General features: G+C 42.0%; 16 protein-coding genes. 8 read left to right on the forward strand and 8 right to left on the reverse strand.

Annotated elements, in window-relative coordinates; genetic code table 11:
* Window positions 1–84: 84 nt before the first annotated feature.
* Both J8L86_RS09940 and glnA read right to left on the reverse strand, forming a co-directional pair.
* Entirely contained in the window at window positions 85–2,304 is a 2,220-nt protein-coding gene (locus J8L86_RS09940) for a carbohydrate-binding family V/XII (protein ID WP_211030092.1), read from the reverse strand.
* 187 nt (window positions 2,305–2,491) lie between these two features.
* A complete protein-coding gene (gene glnA / locus J8L86_RS09945; RefSeq protein WP_055025348.1) occupies window positions 2,492–3,901 on the reverse strand; it encodes a glutamate--ammonia ligase in 1,410 nt (469 codons plus the stop codon).
* 470 nt (window positions 3,902–4,371) lie between these two features.
* Between glnA and typA the strand changes: the two genes are divergently transcribed.
* The 5 genes from typA to glnG all read left to right on the forward strand — a co-directional run bounded on the left by typA (window position 4,372) and on the right by glnG (window position 9,942).
* Complete coding sequence (gene typA, locus J8L86_RS09950) at window positions 4,372–6,189, forward strand: translational GTPase TypA (protein WP_055025409.1); 1,818 nt, start codon at window positions 4,372–4,374, stop codon at window positions 6,187–6,189.
* Window positions 6,190–6,380: 191 nt separating this feature from the next.
* Window positions 6,381–6,692 carry a pyrimidine/purine nucleoside phosphorylase gene (locus J8L86_RS09955; protein WP_055025349.1) on the forward strand — a complete coding sequence of 104 codons (312 nt, stop codon included), beginning with the start codon at window positions 6,381–6,383 and terminating at the stop codon, window positions 6,690–6,692.
* A gap of 91 nt (window positions 6,693–6,783) precedes the next feature.
* On the forward strand, window positions 6,784–7,326 hold the full coding sequence (locus tag J8L86_RS09960; protein ID WP_055025350.1) for a DUF4124 domain-containing protein: 543 nt from the start codon (window positions 6,784–6,786) through the stop codon (window positions 7,324–7,326).
* A 132-nt stretch (window positions 7,327–7,458) separates the two neighbouring features.
* The gene (glnL, locus tag J8L86_RS09965) at window positions 7,459–8,496 is read left to right on the forward strand and encodes a nitrogen regulation protein NR(II) (RefSeq protein ID WP_055025410.1); all 1,038 of its coding nucleotides are present in this window, start codon (window positions 7,459–7,461) and stop codon (window positions 8,494–8,496) included.
* Between the two features lie 30 nt (window positions 8,497–8,526).
* Entirely contained in the window at window positions 8,527–9,942 is a 1,416-nt protein-coding gene (gene glnG / locus J8L86_RS09970; RefSeq protein WP_211030095.1) for a nitrogen regulation protein NR(I), read from the forward strand.
* A 91-nt stretch (window positions 9,943–10,033) separates the two neighbouring features.
* Here glnG and J8L86_RS09975 read toward each other — a convergent pair whose 3' ends face one another.
* Together J8L86_RS09975 and J8L86_RS09980 are read right to left on the reverse strand one after the other, a co-directional pair.
* Window positions 10,034–10,612 (reverse strand): outer membrane beta-barrel protein, encoded by a 579-nt coding sequence (locus J8L86_RS09975; RefSeq protein ID WP_055025352.1) that lies wholly within the window; start codon window positions 10,610–10,612, stop codon window positions 10,034–10,036.
* A 193-nt stretch (window positions 10,613–10,805) separates the two neighbouring features.
* Window positions 10,806–12,182: a GntP family permease gene (locus tag J8L86_RS09980; protein WP_211030097.1), complete on the reverse strand. Its 1,377-nt coding sequence runs from the start codon at window positions 12,180–12,182 to the stop codon at window positions 10,806–10,808.
* Between the two features lie 156 nt (window positions 12,183–12,338).
* On the opposite strand from J8L86_RS09980, the gene J8L86_RS09985 reads away from it, so the two are divergent.
* Complete coding sequence (locus J8L86_RS09985; protein ID WP_055025354.1) at window positions 12,339–12,851, forward strand: gluconokinase; 513 nt, start codon at window positions 12,339–12,341, stop codon at window positions 12,849–12,851.
* Between the two features lie 279 nt (window positions 12,852–13,130).
* Here J8L86_RS09985 and J8L86_RS09990 read toward each other — a convergent pair whose 3' ends face one another.
* Window positions 13,131–14,003 carry a cation diffusion facilitator family transporter gene (locus tag J8L86_RS09990; protein WP_211030098.1) on the reverse strand — a complete coding sequence of 291 codons (873 nt, stop codon included), beginning with the start codon at window positions 14,001–14,003 and terminating at the stop codon, window positions 13,131–13,133.
* Window positions 14,004–14,068: 65 nt separating this feature from the next.
* Window positions 14,069–14,575, reverse strand: coding sequence for a Spy/CpxP family protein refolding chaperone (locus tag J8L86_RS09995; RefSeq protein WP_211030100.1), 507 nt, complete (start codon window positions 14,573–14,575; stop codon window positions 14,069–14,071).
* A gap of 359 nt (window positions 14,576–14,934) precedes the next feature.
* Between J8L86_RS09995 and J8L86_RS10000 the strand changes: the two genes are divergently transcribed.
* Window positions 14,935–16,350 (forward strand): cytochrome C biosynthesis protein, encoded by a 1,416-nt coding sequence (locus tag J8L86_RS10000; RefSeq protein ID WP_119968148.1) that lies wholly within the window; start codon window positions 14,935–14,937, stop codon window positions 16,348–16,350.
* Window positions 16,351–16,431: 81 nt separating this feature from the next.
* Here the strand turns inward: J8L86_RS10000 and J8L86_RS10005 are convergent, their stop codons facing one another.
* Both J8L86_RS10005 and J8L86_RS10010 read right to left on the reverse strand, forming a co-directional pair.
* Window positions 16,432–16,944, reverse strand: coding sequence for a lactoylglutathione lyase family protein (locus J8L86_RS10005; protein WP_211030280.1), 513 nt, complete (start codon window positions 16,942–16,944; stop codon window positions 16,432–16,434).
* A gap of 234 nt (window positions 16,945–17,178) precedes the next feature.
* Entirely contained in the window at window positions 17,179–17,688 is a 510-nt protein-coding gene (locus J8L86_RS10010; protein WP_174567600.1) for a lactoylglutathione lyase family protein, read from the reverse strand.
* A 283-nt stretch (window positions 17,689–17,971) separates the two neighbouring features.
* Between J8L86_RS10010 and J8L86_RS10015 the strand changes: the two genes are divergently transcribed.
* A complete protein-coding gene (locus J8L86_RS10015) occupies window positions 17,972–18,805 on the forward strand; it encodes a DUF4437 domain-containing protein (RefSeq protein ID WP_211030102.1) in 834 nt (277 codons plus the stop codon).
* The last annotated feature ends 62 nt before the right edge of the window (window positions 18,806–18,867 follow it).

An 18,867-nucleotide genomic window follows, 5' to 3' on the forward strand; every position in this document is an offset into this window, starting at 1 on the left:
CCATTATTAACATCTGATTTCAATCTTTATTTCAATGATGCAGAAGTGAATAAAGCCTGTAAAAACAGGCTTTATTCATCTGAACTAGCGACGTCCCCTAGCATGACCTTCTCTTGCCATACCGGATTGACGAGCTTGTCGTGAACGATTCAAACTTTGATGATCAAAGCCGCCAGTAGGACGGCTACGGTTAATTGAATTATTCATATTTGAAGGCCGTGTTGTCGGCCTACTTGACGGCATAGTAGAAGGCCTAGACGTGGGCTGAGTCGATGGACGACTAGACGGCAAAGTTGAAGGCTTGCTTACACTGCTAGGTTTACTCAAATCACGAGTAGACGGAGCAGTATTCCATTTACCATCACTGCGATTTTCCCACTTACCTTGATTATCACGAGCCACGTTGCCGTGCTTATCGGCAAACACATCATTTGTACGATTCTTGTTGTGCGTCGCTTTTTTAAGGTTTTGATTAGCAATTGCAGGGCTGGCTAACCGATCTCGGGTCGCAGGGCGTTGATATAAGTTATCTCGACCGACTCGATTACCATTAATATTAGCTTTATTCATTCTATTGGAAATTTTAGTACGATTACCGACATTGATACTGTTCCCAATGTTGATGTCACCAGTATTGATCACTACAGGACGGCGATACCCGCCACCATAGTAACCACCACAACAACGATAAGGTCGATGATAACCATAACCTCCGCCCCACACGACGCCTGCACGGAAAAAACCATTACTCCATGTCACACCCACATTCCAGCCTGTCCAAGGGTTATAGCCAACATGCAAGCCCCAGGTGGGTGGACGAGGATAATAATAGCGGCCCCAATAAGGTGGGTAATACCAGCCCGTACCGTAAATTGGTACGCCATAGTATGGATACGACCACATATAACCTGGGGTATATCCAACATACACCACCTCTGGGGTTGAATCATAAACTTGCACATAGGTCGTGTTATAAACAGGTGAGCTAGCCGGTATTTGCGCGATTTCTTCATTCGGGATCTCATCAGCAACAATCCACGGACCTTTAGCCGTTTTTGATGTAAACCACACACCATTATCAACGGCGTAATACACCTTATTAATCAACAAGACTTGGGTAGAGGTATTCACAGCATAAGAAACGGCTGTGCCAGTTACAGCTTCAAACTTAGGTTCGCCGTCATATTCGACTTCTAGCTTGGCTTCATCACGTTTAATGGCTGCAGTTTGTGGAATTTGCGCATCGAGCATCGCTTGATTAGCTTCATCAGTGCCAGCAACTGATACTCTCAAGCCACCAATATCAGACTCAGGTGGAATATCATTAAAGCTTTCAGGTAACTTATCACCTCTCACAAAGGCCCAAGGACCAGCTTGTTTTTTCGACTTAAACCAGCGTCCAGAAAGCAAAACATACATGTCGCCTGAACTGGTTTCTCTAATCCACGGTGTTTCGGTATTACTAACGTACAATAACTTACCATCAATCAGACTCAGCCATTTAGGGGCACCATCTGTCGAAACTAACTCAGTTGGTTCATCAGAAGTAATAATGTGCGGCGCATTAGCCGTACTTTTAGCTGGCTCGTCATCTTCGGTATTAACCATACTGACCAAGTCTTCAGGTGGATAAAGAGTGACTTGCCAAGGCCCCATTAGATCGTCCGCAACGTACCAATAAGTCCCACTGCTCAAGTACAGTTTTTTAGACTTTTTATCTCTAGCCACTGCGAATGGCGTATTCAGTATTCGCTCGTAATCACTATTGTCGATATCACGGAATTGAGGTTCGCCATCATAAGACAGCAACACACTCAGCCTTGAGCTGAAAATAATTTCTGGCGCGTCATTTTTAATATTATCTAAACTGCGTTTAACTTGGTCTGCAGTTTCTAAACTGGCAGAAAGGCGTGCCATTGAGATTTCAAAGCTGGTGCTCGCTAATGCTTCAGATACCGTATCGGTAAAGGTTTGCTGATCTTCTTCAGTTGATGACGGCCAGCGGACTTCAGTCACCTGAATATTACGCACAGTGGTGACATCGTCATTAGTATCGATTCTGGCACTAAACCAAAAAGCGCCAAATACTGGGTCTGCTTGATCTTTCACTTCAAACGACATAGCAGCACGACTTTGCAATACATTGCCATTAAGAGACTCTGGTTGTGGCTGATATACCACTAACGTACCTAGCTTAGTTTCGACTTCTTGAGGCCATTCGAGAGCCATTGCAGAAAAGGATGAAAGACAACACACTAAAATACACATTAATTTGATAAACACTCTTGGTAGTTTTTCTTTCATAACAATTCCTTGGCGATGCTTCTATACCTTTAACGCTAGCATAATTGAAGAAATTTTAAACAATCTTTATCTTTTTTTTACGTTAGAGATTGAAATAATAAAGCTGTAACAAAAAAGCCCTTGATGATTATCATCAAGGGCTTCGAATTTAGCCGATGGCCAATTTACATGAGCGTTAAGCTAAGGCTTATAAGCTGTAGTAAAGTTGGAATTCCATTGGGTGAGTAGTACGAGATACTTGCTCACATTCTTCAGACTTAAGTGCAATGTAAGACTCGATAAAGTCTTTACTGAATACATCACCTTTAGTTAAGAATTCGTGGTCAGCTGCTAAGTTTTCAAGAGCATTCTCTAGAGACGTTGCAACTTGTGGGATCTCAGCCGCTTCTTCAGCAGGTAGGTCATATAGATCTTTATCCATTGCTTCACCTGGGTGAATCTTGTTTTGGATACCGTCAAGACCAGCCATTAGCAATGCAGAGAATGCTAAGTATGGGTTAGCGGTTGGATCTGGGAAACGTGTTTCAATACGACGAGCTTTCGGGCTTGGTACCACTGGGATACGGATTGAAGCACTACGGTTACGAGCAGAATATGCAAGCATTACAGGCGCTTCGAAATGTGGAACAAGACGCTTGTATGAGTTAGTACTTGGGTTAGTGAATGCATTCAATGCACGAGCGTGCTTGATGATACCACCAATGTAGTAAAGTGCAGTTTCACTTAAACCTGCATATTTATCGCCAGAGAATAAGTTAACGCCATCTTTAGCTAAAGATTGGTGAACGTGCATACCACTACCGTTATCACCAACAATTGGCTTAGGCATGAATGTCGCAGTTTTACCGTATGCATGAGCAGTGTTATGAACAACATACTTCATAATTTGGATTTCATCAGCTTTGTTTGAAAGCGTGTTGAAACGTGTCGCAATTTCGTTTTGACCCGCTGTAGCAACTTCGTGGTGATGCGCTTCAACTACTTGACCTAATTCTTCAAGAATTAGACACATTGCACTACGAATGTCTTGTGATGAATCAACTGGTGCAACTGGGAAGTAACCACCTTTAACGAATGGACGGTGACCCGTGTTACCATCTTCGTAGCTAGTACCTGAGTTCCATGCCGCTTCTTTCGCGTCAACTTTTACGAAAGTACCTGACATGTCAGTACCAAACTTAACGTCGTCAAATAAGAAGAACTCTGGCTCTGGACCAATTAAAACTGTGTCAGCAATACCGGTAGATTTTAAGTACTCTTCTGCTTTCTTAGCGATTGAACGTGGGTCACGCTCATAACCTGTCATAGTAGAAGGTTCTAAAATGTCACAACGAATAAGACCAGTCACTTCTTCAGTAAACGGATCAAGTAAGAAAGAAGAAGGATCTGGCATCAATACCATGTCAGATTCGTTAATACCTTTCCAACCGTTGATAGATGAACCATCGAACATTTTGCCATCTTCAAAGAAATCTTCGTTTACTTGATGAGAAGGAATAGAGACGTGCTGCTCTTTACCTTTAGTGTCTGTAAAACGTAAATCTACGAACTTAACTTCTAGTTCTTCAATTTGTTTTAATATTGATTCAACTGACATTCTTAAGCCTCCGGTAGGGTAAAGGGTTGTCCCTTAATATAATCTTGTTATTCGTCAGACAAACTATCTGCTTTGCGAATTTGTTCAATTAAAAGCTATTTCCATGCCAGAAAGGTAAGTGATTGATTTAAAGCTTAATAAAAAAATCACTAACCATAGAAAAAGCCATATTGCACAAATACGGTGCACCACTATGATCACAATTGGTGCAAAAGTCCATTTCGGTGCAGGGTTTTTAGCGCATGAATTGATCTAGTTCATTAAAGCGTCATTTTATTGCGGCAGTATGATCCTTTTTCGTTTTTATCTTCTATCTTTAGTGTTTAATTTTTTATTAAAAACGACCTGTTCAAAAATAATCCTATCTACTCGGCGCTCGGTGGAGTAGAATGGCACGCTTTTTTATAGTGGCTATACTTATCAGCCCTATAAACTCCTATTTTTTATTTGATGGTATAGAGGTTTTATCCGTGTTAGAGAATTTACGTAACATCGCCATTATTGCTCACGTTGACCATGGCAAAACGACCTTGGTAGACAAGCTATTGGCTCAGTCAGGCACCCTTGAAAGTCGAGGCGAAGCCGCAGAACGTGTAATGGATTCTAACGATCTTGAAAAAGAACGTGGTATCACCATTCTGGCAAAAAACACTGCCATCAAATGGAACGACTACCGTATTAACATCGTAGACACTCCTGGTCACGCCGATTTCGGTGGTGAAGTAGAACGTGTTCTATCTATGGTAGATTCAGTTTTATTATTAGTAGACGCAGTTGACGGCCCAATGCCTCAAACTCGCTTTGTTACTAAAAAGGCATTCGCACAAGGCCTTAAGCCAATCGTTGTTATCAACAAGATTGACCGCCCAGGTGCACGTCCTGATTGGGTTATCGACCAAGTATTCGACTTATTCGACAACTTAGGTGCAACTGACGAACAGTTAGATTTCCCTATCGTTTATGCTTCTGCATTAAACGGTTTCGCGACGCTTGATCCTGAAGAAACAAGCGAAGACATGACACCGCTTTTCCAAGCGATTGTTGAGAAGGTTTCTTCTCCTGATGCGGATGCTGAAGGTGAGTTCCAAATGCAAATCTCTCAACTTGATTACAACTCATACGTAGGTGTTATCGGTGTTGGTCGTATTAAGCGTGGTAGTGTTAAAACTAACCAGCAAGTCACAATCGTTGATGCTGAAGGTAAAACTCGTAACGGTAAAATGGGCCAAGTATTAGGTTACATGGGTCTAGACCGTCACGAAGTTGCTGAAGCCAACGCCGGCGATATCGTTGCGATTACCGGTTTAGGTAACTTACAGATTTCTGACACTGTTTGTGGTGTTAACCAAGTTGAAGCATTACCTGCATTATCAGTTGATGAGCCAACGTTAACAATGACTTTCCAAGTGAACACTTCTCCGTTCGCAGGTAAAGAAGGTAAGTACGTTACTTCACGTAATATCCTTGAGCGTCTAGAACAAGAACTCGTCCACAACGTTGCACTACGTGTTGAAGAAACTGATTCTCCAGATCGTTTCCGTGTTTCTGGTCGTGGTGAGCTTCACCTTTCGATCTTAATTGAAAACATGCGTCGTGAAGGTTACGAATTAGCAGTATCTCGTCCAGAAGTTATCACCAAAGAAATCGACGGTGAGATGTGCGAGCCATTCGAAACATTAACTGTTGACGTTGAAGAAGAGCACCAAGGCACCGTAATTGAAAAATTAGGTATGCGTAAAGGTGACATGAAAGATCTACAACTAGATGGTAAAGGTCGTGTACGTATCGACTTCATCATTCCTAGCCGTGGCTTAATCGGTTTCCAAACTGAGTTCATGACTGCAACTTCTGGTACAGGTCTTATCTACCATTCATTCGACCATTACGGTCCAGTGAAAGGCGGTGATATCGGTCAACGTGCTAACGGTGTATTGATTTCTAATGCAACAGGTAAAGCCCTAACATTCGCATTATTCGGTTTACAAGACCGTGGTCGTCTATTAATCGGTCACGCTGCAGAAGTTTACGAAGGTCAAGTAATTGGTATTCATTCACGTTCTAACGACTTAACTGTTAACTGTCTGAAAGGTAAGCAGCTAACCAACATGCGTGCATCAGGTACAGATGAAGCACAAGTGTTAACTCCGCACATCCAAATGACACTTGAGCAAGCACTTGAGTTCATCGATGATGATGAGTTAGTTGAAGTAACACCAGAAAATATTCGTGTTCGTAAGCGTCATTTAACAGAAAATGACCGTAAGCGTGCTAGCCGCTCTGGTAGCTAAATTTAGCTAACGTAATTTGAATATGAAAACCCGCTCAGGCGGGTTTTTTATTGCCTGTTATTCTAATAAGTACCAGTACAGCAAATAAAAAACTGATTTCATCTAACCTATAACCTAACAGTCTTTATATTCACTTTAAACGAATATATATTCACCTCTACTTATTATCTCTTAGGTTGGAATATCGCAAAATGTCTGTGATTCAGAATGTTAACGTGGCTAATCAAGCCAATATTTACTTTGATGGTAAAGTCATCAGCCGCACAATTCATTTTACTGATGGTAGTCATCAAACCCTTGGGGTTGTGCTACCTGGTGAATATAACTTTGATACCAGCCAAGCTGAAATCATGAACATCACTTCTGGTAAATTTGAGGTGTTATTACCTCATGCCACAGATTGGACAACCGTCAAAGCAGGCGAATTATTTGAATTAGATGCCAATGTTAACTTTAAAATTCGCACTAACGAAATCAGTGAATATCGCTGCCAGTACAAGTAATTAGCGTCAGCAGTTCATCAGTAATTGCTGATTTTATGTTAAAAAGAAGCTAGTATTAATGTGTTGAACGCCAAAGGTGAAGGAATCCCACATGCGCTTAGTCTTAATCATTAGTCTCATTTTAACCAGTATTGTCCTCTCAAGCAGCCATGCAACGGTTTATCGCTGGGTAGATGAGAATGGTAAAGTCCACTACAGCGACGAGCCAAGGGAAAATGCCGAAACAGTAGAGCTCAATCAAAATACGCAAAATAGCATTTCTGTTCGTGTTCCTGCCGAAGTGGATTCCAATACAAAACCAGCTGAAGCGGTTACCTACAGGGTGAGAATCGTTAATCCCACTCAAGAAGAAACCATCAGAAGTAACCAAGGAAACTTCACTGTTGTCGCCAGTGCGGCGCCAGAACTACCCAATGGTTATTTACTTGCACTGTATATTGACGACATTCTTTATGGTCAGCCTCAATCCAGTGCAATCTTCAATGTCACTGAAGTAAATCGCGGTGAACATAATCTTGTCGTTAAGATTTTGACCCAAAACGGCAAAGTCCTTGCATCAAGTTCTGCTAGAAAGATATTTCTACATCAGGCTTCCATTCTTAATAAACCTAGACCAACACCTAGGACTGAATAAAAATATTGTTTTTCATATAGATAGAGAAACAATATTAAAAGATTATTAAATTGATTGTCGATGTAGAATAAGTTGCTTAGTGCACCATACTGGTGCAACATGGTGGTGCAACTTCAATATGCAGGACAATTGATGGATACAAATAATCTGCTGAATCATTTAGTTACCGCTGTTCTTGTTATCGATAGCAAGCTGATGCCTCATTATGCCAATGCGGCAGCTGAGCAGCTGTTAGGGATCAGTGTAAATAAATTGCGAGAACAGCGTTTGCCTGAACTCTATCAGTTTATGGGAGTAGAGTCTGAACTCTTAATTGATTCGGTAAAAGCCAGCCAAGGGATTACAGTTAATACTGCTGCGTTAATAACCCTTGACGGTGTGCACCACATTATTGATATCACCTTGATCCCCATGGAGCATGAAGATGATTTAAGTCTGCTCGAGCTAAGACAAGTCGATCAGCAACATCGCATCCACCAGCAACTGAACTTAGATGCCCAACAACAAGCTGCGCAATTCTTAGTGCGCAACCTTGCCCATGAAATTAAAAACCCATTAGGCGGCCTCAGAGGTGCAGCCCAGTTACTCTCACGTGAGTTAGCTGAGCCGCAATTAAAAGAGTTCACCGATCTAATTATTGAGCAAGCCGATAGGCTAAGAAACTTGGTTGATAAGTTATTAGGACCACAACGTCCTACCCAGCATACCGAACACAATATCCACCAAGTAGTGCAAAAAGTCTTAAAACTGATTGAGTTAACCCTACCGGATAATGTCACGTTAGCGCGAGATTACGATCCATCCATTCCCGATATGAATATGGATCCTGATCAACTGCAACAAGCCGTGCTTAACATAGTACAAAATGCCACTCAGGCGCTTGAGAAAACCGGTGGCGAAATACTCATTAGAAGCAGAACCCAGCACCAAGTCACTATTGGCACTCAAAGGTTCAAATTAGTATTGGCGCTATCGATTATTGATAACGGACCAGGGATCCCGGCAGAACTACTGGATACATTGTTTTATCCAATGGTAACAGGCAGAGAGGACGGCTCAGGTTTAGGCTTATCGATTGCGCATAATATTGCACGATTACATGGAGGTCGCATTGATTGCGTATCGGCACCAGGGCACACAGAATTCACCATTATCCTGCCATTACAATAACATGCCATTGATGGCTATTGAGGAAGTAACATGAGTATAAGCGAACAAGTTTGGATCCTCGACGATGATAGTTCTATTCGCTGGGTATTAGAAAGAGCCCTACTGGGTGCCAAGATTTCTACTGCCAGCTTCGCTGCGGCCGAATCATTATGGCAAGCATTAGAAATCTCACAGCCTATTGTGATTGTGTCAGATATCCGCATGCCTGGAACTGATGGCTTAACCTTGCTTGATCGCTTACAAATGCACTACCCGCATATTCCAGTCATTATCATGACGGCGCACTCTGATTTAGACAGTGCCGTCAGCGCTTACCAAGCGGGTGCCTTTGAGTATTTACCAAAGCCATTTGATATTGATGAAGCCATTGCGTTAGTGGAACGCGCACTGACCCATGCAACAGAACAAGTCCCTCCGCCAGCTGAAGAACCCGAAGTGGTGAAAACCCCTGAGATTATTGGTGAAGCACCTTCAATGCAGGAGGTATTCCGTGCGATTGGTCGCCTATCTCGTTCATCCATTAGTGTATTAATTAATGGTCAATCTGGTACTGGTAAAGAACTGGTTGCTGGCGCACTGCATAAACACAGCCCTCGTAAAGATAGCCCTTTTATCGCATTGAACATGGCTGCTATTCCAAAAGACCTAATAGAGTCTGAACTATTTGGTCATGAAAAAGGCGCCTTTACTGGTGCAGCCAATGTCCGCCAAGGTCGCTTTGAACAAGCCAATGGCGGAACTCTGTTTTTAGATGAAATTGGCGACATGCCACTTGATGTGCAAACCCGCCTTTTACGTGTTCTTGCCGATGGGCAGTTCTATCGCGTCGGCGGCCATGTGGCAGTACAAGTCGATGTGCGGATTATTGCCGCAACACACCAAGACTTAGAATTATTGGTGCAAAAAGGCGATTTTCGTGAAGATTTATTTCACCGCTTAAACGTGATTCGAGTTCACCTACCACCACTGTCGCAGCGTCGTGAAGATATTGCTCAATTGGCCACCCATTTTTTGATTTCTGCAGCAAAAGAAATCGGTGTAGAGCCAAAAGTACTGACAAAAGAAACAGCAACCAAATTAGAGCAATTACCTTGGCCCGGTAATGTTAGACAACTTGAAAATACTTGTCGCTGGTTAACGGTGATGGCCTCAGGCCAAGAGATTTTGCCTCAGGATTTACCCGCTGAGTTACTTAAAGACCCAGTCGCTTCAGGTGAAAGAACTGACGGCGTTTCAGATTGGCAAGTGGCATTAACCCAATGGATTGATGAAAAGCTAACAGCGGGTGAAAGTGATTTGCTCACAGAAGTGCAACCAGCCTTTGAGCGGATATTATTAAAAACAGCGCTCAAGCATACTCAAGGTCATAAGCAAGAAGCGGCAAAACGTTTAGGCTGGGGGCGAAACACCCTCACGCGTAAACTCAAAGAATTAGAAATGGATTAATTTACGACAAGAGTTAAAACAAAAAGGATAGCGAAAGCTATCCTTCTTTATTTACACTCGCTTTATCTTTTTATACTAAAGACCACTCAGTTTAAAACTGGTAATGCAGCCCTAATGCTAACTGCGAAGTATCTGCATCAATATCTAGCATTTCAGAACGATCGGCATCTAAGTCACCGGTGGCATACTCATAACTTAAACGTAAGCGCAGTGATTCGGAAACAGCAGCTGTTATGCCAACACCGTAAAGCACATTAACACCACTCCAATCGGCAGTATCAAAGCCTTCGTCATAATCGTAATCTGGGTCAACTTCGAGTGCACGAATCGCTAAGCCCACTTTACCAAAAACAGAAAAGGTATCATTGATAGCCCAAGTAAATTTCGGCGCAGCCGAAAAAACAGCTAAACCAAGATCAACACGACCATCTTGAAGATCATTGGTCAGCATCCATTTTCCTTCAATGCCAAACCAATGATTGAAGTTATAACCACCATAAGCACCGAAACCTGCACCAGAATCGTCAAAACTGCCGACTTCCAGTTGTACATTACTCAGTTCACCACCCACATACCAACCCGTATCGCGGGCTTTATGTTCTTCGGCTGTGACATTAAAAGATAAACCGACCATTAATATTGCACTTGCTACTACAGATAAGCGTTTCATTATCATTCCTTAATAATTCTATCAGCGCAGGCAGCATAGCAGAAAGCACTCACTCATCAATCATTTCAAATGTAGGTATTTGTTCGAAAATGTGTCAATAACGATAAGCTAATAAAAAGGAGCATTGCTGCTCCTTCTTATCATTAACTAATAGGTTAATACTGGCTTAACTTATTAAAAACCTGAATTCAGGCTAAATAATCATGCTCAATACGCCCACAATAATAAAGGCGATAGTTCCGAGTAATGTTTCCATCACAGTCCAGGTCTTTAAAGTGGTTTTCTCATCCATTTCCATTAAACGACCCACAAGCCAGAAACCTGAATCGTTAAAGTGAGACAAGACGGTCGAACCACCTGCAATGGCAATGACAATAAAGCAAAGATCAAACTGTGTCAGACCCGAAGTCACAGCGACCATAGGGGCTATTAACGCTGCAGTTGTGGTTAATGCAACCGTTGCAGAGCCTTGAGCAACCCGTAAACAAGTTGCGATAACAAAAGCAGCCACAATGATTGGCATACCAGTATCGTTCAATACACCTGCTAAGGCCTCCCCGATACCACTGGCACGTAATACACCACCAAACATACCACCAGCACCTGTCACTAAAATTGCACCACAAATGGGGGCGAGAGAATCACCACACAATTTCTCAAGCTGCTTCATACCGTAATCTTTAGCAAACACAGCAAGACAAACGAGTAAGGTTATTAATAATGCAATAGGAGTTTTACCTAGCATTCGCAGGCTCTCAACCCAAGTGGCACTGCCATCTATCACACCTGCTACACTCAAGGTGTTCAAGCCTGTATCTAGAAAAATTAGCAATACTGGTAGCAGTAAGATCATTAATACAGTAATGAATCTAGGCTGTTTAGCAGGGTCAATCACGGTCTCAGAACTTAAGAAAACCTTAGATAAAGGAATATCAAACTTCTTGCCTGCATATAAGCCAAACAAATAAGCCCCTATATACCAAGTTGGGATCGCCACTAAAATACCAATCATTAGTAGCATACCTATGTTTGCCCCAAGTAAATCAGCTGCGGCAACCGGGCCTGGGTGCGGTGGCACAAAAGCATGCATTACCGCAAAGGCACCCGCAGATGGCAGTGCGTATTTTAATGGTGAGCCGCCAAAGCGTTTAGCCACACTGAATATAATCGGCATCATCACGATTAAGCCCGCATCAAAGAAGATAGGGAAACCAAACAAGAGTGAGGCAACACCTAATGCAAAAGGCGCTTTATCTGCGCCAAAGCGGCCAATAAGGCTGTCGGCTAATACCTGCGCCCCACCAGTGACTTCTAAGATTTTGCCAATCATGGCACCTAAACCCACTAAAAGCGCAACCGCAGCTAGCGTTCCGCCAAAGCCTGACATCATTGTTGGAACAACTTGTTCAGTAGAGATCCCTGTCGCAAGGGCTGTCGATAAACTCACTAATGTTAACGCCACAAAGGCGTGCATTTTGAGTTTTATGATCAATAAGAGTAAAGCAGTAATAGCCGCTGCAGCGACCATTAGTAGGTAGGTAGGATCAGCAGATTGAGCTAAAGTGTCCATGGTATGTTCCATCGTTCTTTTAGGTATTCTTTATCAAGTTGATTAAATCTAATCTAGTCAAAAAAAATCAACTCAACGCGGTACTATCACTCAGCTTCGAGATATACTTTCGAAACGGCTAAAGTATATAGATCAACCCTGATTTGAGGTACGTAAATGACCGGTAAAACCATTATTGTGATGGGTGTGTGTGCTTGTGGTAAAAGCACCGTTGGCGAAAAGTTAGCAAATAGCTTGAATGCGAAATTTATTGATGGTGACGACCTACACCCACGAGCTAATATTCAAAAAATGGCCCGTGGCGAGCCATTAAACGATGATGATCGCGCACCGTGGTTAGAGCGCGTTCGTGATGCCGCATACAGTATCGAATCAAAAAATGAAACCGCCATCATTGTTTGCTCTGCACTAAAACAACAATACCGAGACACCATACGAGAAGGTAACCAACAAGTCGCTTTTCTATATCTACAAGGCAGTTACGATCTTATCTTGGCAAGAATGCAGGCTCGAAGTGGCCACTTTATGAAACAAAACATGGTCGACAGCCAGTTTGCTACCCTTGAAGATCCTAGCCAAGAAAATTTAGTCGTCACTGTTAATGTCGATAACAGTATCGACAATATTGTTTCACTCGCTGTTAAGCAATTTAAACAGCTAGGTTATTAGCCTATCTTGCTCAAACAGACATAAAAAAGCCGCTAACAATTAAACTTGTTGGCGGCTTTTAGTCTTTATATGAATCTAGTAGCAATCTAAATAACCTGAACTCGAAATAAGAGTTCAATAAGTTATGTTTAAATAGCCATATTCACTCATTTAAAATAAATCAGTTAAATTCAAACTTGAGCTTTGCGCTGATAATAAGGCGAATTTACGCGTCAATAGCGGGTCTATTGCAAGTAAATTCAACACAGTTAGCGGTGCAAAGAGCTGTTTGAAATGCATTTAATCTATGGGGTCTTGGTGAATTATCACTTCCGCACTATCAAACGCTTCACATAAACGTTTCTCAGTGTTGTCGGTTATTTCATGGGCTTCACGTAATAGTAATGAGCCTTTTAACTCGATATGAAACTGGATAAACGTGGTCTTACCCGCTTGTCGAGTACGTAAGTCATGTAAGCCATTCACTCTAGGGTCTTGCTTAACAATTGCGATGATGTCTTCACGGGTTGCTTCATCTAGCTCACGATCAAGCAAGGACTGAATAGAGCGATAACCTAAATCTATTGCTTGATGACCTATGTATAAAGCAATTAATACCGCAAATAAACCATCAGCCCACCACCAGCCATATTGTGCCAGTACTAAAGCTAATAACACGGCGCCGTTTAAGAACAAGTCAGACTTATAATGCAGTGAGTCAGCTTCAACCACAGTGCTGTTGGTTTTAGCTAAGGCCTTCTTTTGAAGAAGTACTAACGCAAAGGTCATGATAAGGGCAATTATCGAAACGACTACGCCTAAACCAGCATGAGTAACTTCAACAGGGTTAAAGAGTCGCTCACCGCCATAAAACATCAGCAAGAAAGCAGAACCAAGAATAAAGGCAGATTGAGCAAGCGAGGCTAATGGTTCAGCTTTTCCATGACCATAACGATGATCACTGTCAGCAGGCAAAATAGCATAACGGATGGCAATAAAATTAACGATTGAGGCAAGTGCATCGGCAAACGAATCGGTTAACGATGCAAGCATGCTCGCAGACCCAGAATAGAGCCATGCGAGCAATTTGATCACAATAAGGATTAACGCTGTGGCTACAGCTGCGCGACTAGCTAACTTAACCCAAAAATCGTAGTCTGAATCTGTTGTCATAATAGAGGTCATCACGCCTAAATAAATGCAGTGGTAACCTCCAGTATAACGGAGTCAGTTAACAATTAACCACGACCTTTACCTTTGGTTTTGGTAAAACGTGAGTCAAACTTCGCTTTTTGCTCTTCAGTCAGTAGTTGGTAGATTTCATTTTGCATTTTCATGAAGTTTTTCATGCCTTCTTTTTGCTTCAACTGTTTCGCTTCAATGATTGAATCAGCCTTGGCATCGTCAAAGTTTGCATTACTGATAAGCGCTAGCATTTCAGTTTTATGTGCCGCACGTTCTTCTGCTGATGGACGCTCGCCTTTCTCTTCTTTGTACTTCTCAATAATCGCTTTTACATCTGTGCGTTGAGTGTCAGTTAAATCAAGTGAACGTAGCATTTTACGCATACTTTTATGCATGCTCTTGCCATGGTGCTTACCACCATGTGCTCGCTCACCCTTTTCTTGAGTCTGTTCAGTTTGAGTATTGGTGTCTGTGCTTGTTGCGTACACTTGACCAGCTAATAATGCTGAAGTAGCAACAAAGGCTAATAAACTATTTTTTACTGTTAAACGTGATTTCATAATGTCACCTATCTATGTGCTTTACTCAATTAAAACAATGGGCTAACAGCGCTTAATCCCTTTTTTAAGTAACACTGCTAACAGAATGTCGTCTTCAATATCCCAAAACGAATTTATGTGTATTTAATGCGTTTTTGATATGAAGCTAGTTTAGCAATTGCAATGTCAGTAAGGGTTTAGCCTCGGTAAAGCTATGTAAAGATCTCATTTCTGGAACAAAAATAATCTCATACACCATAATGGGAGCCAGTTCACGTATATAAAAAGGGATCATTTTCATACTGAACCTACATAGGACATATGTATCTGAGATAACACTAATTGAACGTTTTAATAAGGTGTATAAGTTGAGGTTATGGATGAGTAAGATTTTCAGCCGATTAATTTTGTTATGTGGTTTATTGCTCTCTTTTGCCAGTATGGCGCAGGCAAACGATGATGCTTTATGGATAGATAATAGCGCCGCTGAACCCTCGGTAAATTTACATTTTTTCTGGTCAGAAACCTGTCCACACTGCCGTAAAGCACACCCATTCATTGATGCACTTGCTGAGCGATATAGCTGGATAAATCAACATGATTACCTTATATCAGAACCAGGCAATGTTGATAAACTGATGGCCATAGGCGAGAAAACCGGCGTCGAGCCTAAATCTGTGCCTTACTTTGCCGTCTGTGGCGAAGCCATTACAGGCTATAATAGCCATGATGTGACAGGTCGCTATATTCTAGAACGCCTAGAAGCATGTTATCAGCGAAACGGCGGCACCATGCCAGCTGAAGATTTAATGGGTGATTTTTATGAAGATAAAACCACCGCTGATGCACCGTTATTTGAAACTTGCTCGGATAATTCAGATCCAAACAACCCTAGTACCTGTGATATGGATTTTGGTTCAAATGCAGCAAGCCAAGCTAAGCTAGATGATACCCCTCACGTACAGCCTGTTGATATTCCACTGATCGGTGCTGTTCAGCCTGAAAAAATGTCGCTACCTGTATTGACCTTAGTGCTAGCTGGCGTCGATGCCTTTAACCCTTGCGCCTTCTTCGTATTGCTCTTTTTATTAAGCATCATGGTGAATGCGGGCAGTCGTGGACGCATGCTATTAGTGGGCGGAATTTTCGTTTTCTTCTCTGGCTTTATTTACTTCATCTTCATGAGCGCATGGCTCAACCTGTTCCAATTACTAGGTGGTGGAGACGGAGGCTGGATTATCACAGGTGCGGGATTAATTGCACTGGTGGCCGCCTTGGTCAACATAAAGGACTTCTTCTTTGGTAAGGGCGATGTCAGCTTATCTATGTCGGTTGAAAACCGTGGCAGCTTAATAAAGCGGATGGGGAAATTGTCTAAAACCAGCTCTTTACCAACCTTAATATTCGGTTCTGCGTTATTGGCGATTATGGCCAACGCTTATGAGTTGCTTTGTACTGCTGGTTTCCCGATGATTTACACGTCTGTGTTATCAATTTCGGGGTTAGATACCATTGAGCGCTATATGTATCTCATCGCTTATAACGTCATTTACGTTATTCCATTAGCAACCATTGTGATTGTATTCGCAGCCACTCTTGGCAAGCGTAAGCTAACGGAAAAAGAAGGCGAAGTACTTAAACTGATGTCAGGTATTATGATGTTAGGTTTAGGCAGCATGCTTGTTATCGACCCGATGGCGCTGCAAAACGTGGTGTTCTCTGTAGGCTTGATTGTAGGTTCTATCTTGCTGACTTATGTCATCGTTAAGATTAAACGCTTGAAGCAAAAGTCTTAATCTCGCTATAAAAGCTCAGCAACCAGTAAAGCGAGTCTTATACCTAAGACTCGCTTTTGTTATTTAGTTTTCCAATAAACTTTATTGGTAAGCTCCAGCCGAGTAAGTTAACTCATAGCTATGGCTATAGATTTCTAAAATATTGCCGAAAGGGTCTTCCATGTAAATCATCCGATATGGCTTCTCACCAGGATAATAGTAACGAGGCGCTTTCATGCGTTTTTTACCCCCAGCGGCAACAATTTTTTCAGCCAAACCTTCAACATCAGGATCTTGAACACAGAAATGGAAGATACCTGTTTTCCAATATTCAAAATTATCGTCAGGGTTTTGCTGGTTTTTAAATTCAAACAACTCCACTCCAACTCGGTCGCCAGTAGATAAATGGGCTATCTTAAATCGCTCCCACCCTGGACCAAAAACGTCGGTACACATCTCACCAATGGCTGAATCATCTTCAACAATTTCTGTCGGCTCCATGATTAAGTACCAACCTAAGACTTCAGTGTAAAACTTAACTGCAGCCTCTAAATCTGGCACCGAGATACCGATATGAGAAAAGGTTCTAGGGTACGGTGTAAGTGAATCTGGCATTGCTGCGGCCTCAGCAGTAGCCTCTTGTTGCGAGGTGGCAGACGCACAACCCGTTAATGCCATAGGCAAAGCGGCGGCCCCTAAACTGACACCCAGTAACTTCATGAATTCTCTTCGACTGGGATGATTGATAAACATAGTGTGTTCCTATAACGGCGATACAATAGAGGATGTCTAACAGATTGAAAACGGGGATGACGAAAAACCTAATAGCCTCCATAACCCCTGTGAATGTTATTTATATGCACCACTGGCATAATGTAATTCATAGCTGTGGCTGTAGATTTCTAGGATATTTCCAAATGGATCTTCCATGTAAATCATGCGGTACGGTTTTTCACCTGGGTAATAATAACGCGGTGCTTTCATTCGTTTTTTGCCACCTGCAGCAACAATTTTCTCTGCTAGTCCTTCAACATCAGGGTCTTGAACACAAAAGTGGAACACGCCAGTTTTCCAATATTCAAAGTTATCTTCTGGATTCTTTTGATTCTTGAATTGAAACAGTTCGACGCCGATACGGTCACCGGTAGAGAGGTGGGCAATGTTAAAACGCTCCCAACCTGCACCAAATACATCCGTACACATTTCGCCAATGGCAGAATCATCTTCAGTAATTTCTGTTGGTTCCATAATTAAGTACCAACCTAGTACTTCGGTGTAGAACTTCACTGCCGCTTCTAAATCAGGTACTGAAATACCAATATGAGAAAACGTTCTTGGGTAAGGCATAGGTGCAGACATATTTATCTCTCCAGTTGTTGTTCATAAAGTCGGGCTAATTTCGATGAGAAAAGTATAGGAGAACTACAACCAAAAAGTTAAATTATCAATATTTATGTTTTTAATAATATTTTGTAATAATTGAAATTATGAAGTGCTGGATTATGCCGATTTGTTTGATACTGTTTCTCACCAAGTGGCCTTTTTGTATTTCCTTCAGTAACTATAATTAACTGATACTTTGAGATTAATTTTAAAAATCTTATTTTAATCACGATATTCAGCACCGACAGAGATCGCAAACATGAATCTATTACACACAGTATTACCGGCTATTTTACTCAGCACTTTACCTGCCACCGCTGTCTTTGCAGAAACCTCCCCTCAGTCAGAAGTCATCACGACAGCTGATATTGACTGGGGATATTTAAACCCACTTCGTGGCGATAAAAGCCCTGGGGCGGCCAACCTTTGGGGCGATCGCACCCAAAATGTGCCAACGGGTATGTTAGTGAAATTCAATAAAGGGTTTTCCTCACCTCCCCACATTCATAACATTACTTATCGTGGTGTGGTTATTGAGGGGAAAATGCATAATGACGATCCCGATGCTGCAACCATGTGGATGCCAACAGGTTCTTTTTGGACACAACCTGCTGGCGAGAACCACATCACTGCAGCCAATGGAGAAGACAACCTCATCTTCCTTGAAATTGATAGTGGCCCTTATTTGGTTAAACCATCTAATGAGCAATTTGACAATGGCGAACGACCAATAAATCTTCATCAATCAAATCTTGTTTGGCTAGACCAAACCGACATGAAGTCTATCAATGGAAATAATGCTGAAATAACCGCATTATGGGGCAGTAACAAAGTCGGGGAACTCGGCGGTGCAATGATAAAATTGCCAGCCAACTTTAGTGGAACACTGACAAGCGATGCTGAAGAGTTTAGAGCCATTGTTATCAAAGGTAGCCTTAGCTATCAATCTGTTGAAACACCAAACAGTAAAGGATTAACCGCGGGCAGTTATTTTGGCTCTAACGGTAAATTCAGCCATAACGTGACAACGTCAGCGCAAGGGGCAATGGTATATATTCGCACTGATGGAAAATATCACGTCGCAGAAAAATAGTGCGGCTAGGTGGTAACGCGTAGCAAAATTTATGTCGCACTTACTCATCTTTATGTAAAAGA

This window comes from Shewanella sp. MMG014, from assembly GCF_018100775.1.
In the GTDB taxonomy this organism is placed as follows: Bacteria; Pseudomonadota; Gammaproteobacteria; order Enterobacterales; family Shewanellaceae; genus Shewanella; species Shewanella japonica.

What these genes read in the sequence shown, in the direction of transcription:
- J8L86_RS10015 (WP_211030102.1), top strand. Translation starts at nt 17,972, where the DNA reads ATGAATCTATTACACACAGTATTACCGGCTATTTTACTCAGCACTTTA.
- J8L86_RS10005 (WP_211030280.1), bottom strand. Translation starts at nt 16,944, where the DNA reads ATGCCAGATTCACTTACACCGTACCCTAGAACCTTTTCTCATATCGGT.
- J8L86_RS09990 (WP_211030098.1), bottom strand. Translation starts at nt 14,003, where the DNA reads ATGACAACAGATTCAGACTACGATTTTTGGGTTAAGTTAGCTAGTCGC.
- J8L86_RS09955 (WP_055025349.1), top strand. Translation starts at nt 6,381, where the DNA reads ATGTCTGTGATTCAGAATGTTAACGTGGCTAATCAAGCCAATATTTAC.
- glnA (WP_055025348.1), bottom strand. Translation starts at nt 3,901, where the DNA reads ATGTCAGTTGAATCAATATTAAAACAAATTGAAGAACTAGAAGTTAAG.
- J8L86_RS09985 (WP_055025354.1), top strand. Translation starts at nt 12,339, where the DNA reads ATGACCGGTAAAACCATTATTGTGATGGGTGTGTGTGCTTGTGGTAAA.
- glnG (WP_211030095.1), top strand. Translation starts at nt 8,527, where the DNA reads ATGAGTATAAGCGAACAAGTTTGGATCCTCGACGATGATAGTTCTATT.
- J8L86_RS09980 (WP_211030097.1), bottom strand. Translation starts at nt 12,182, where the DNA reads ATGGACACTTTAGCTCAATCTGCTGATCCTACCTACCTACTAATGGTC.
- glnL (WP_055025410.1), top strand. Translation starts at nt 7,459, where the DNA reads ATGGATACAAATAATCTGCTGAATCATTTAGTTACCGCTGTTCTTGTT.
- J8L86_RS09940 (WP_211030092.1), bottom strand. Translation starts at nt 2,304, where the DNA reads ATGAAAGAAAAACTACCAAGAGTGTTTATCAAATTAATGTGTATTTTA.
- J8L86_RS10000 (WP_119968148.1), top strand. Translation starts at nt 14,935, where the DNA reads ATGAGTAAGATTTTCAGCCGATTAATTTTGTTATGTGGTTTATTGCTC.
- J8L86_RS09960 (WP_055025350.1), top strand. Translation starts at nt 6,784, where the DNA reads ATGCGCTTAGTCTTAATCATTAGTCTCATTTTAACCAGTATTGTCCTC.
- J8L86_RS10010 (WP_174567600.1), bottom strand. Translation starts at nt 17,688, where the DNA reads ATGTCTGCACCTATGCCTTACCCAAGAACGTTTTCTCATATTGGTATT.
- J8L86_RS09995 (WP_211030100.1), bottom strand. Translation starts at nt 14,575, where the DNA reads ATGAAATCACGTTTAACAGTAAAAAATAGTTTATTAGCCTTTGTTGCT.
- J8L86_RS09975 (WP_055025352.1), bottom strand. Translation starts at nt 10,612, where the DNA reads ATGAAACGCTTATCTGTAGTAGCAAGTGCAATATTAATGGTCGGTTTA.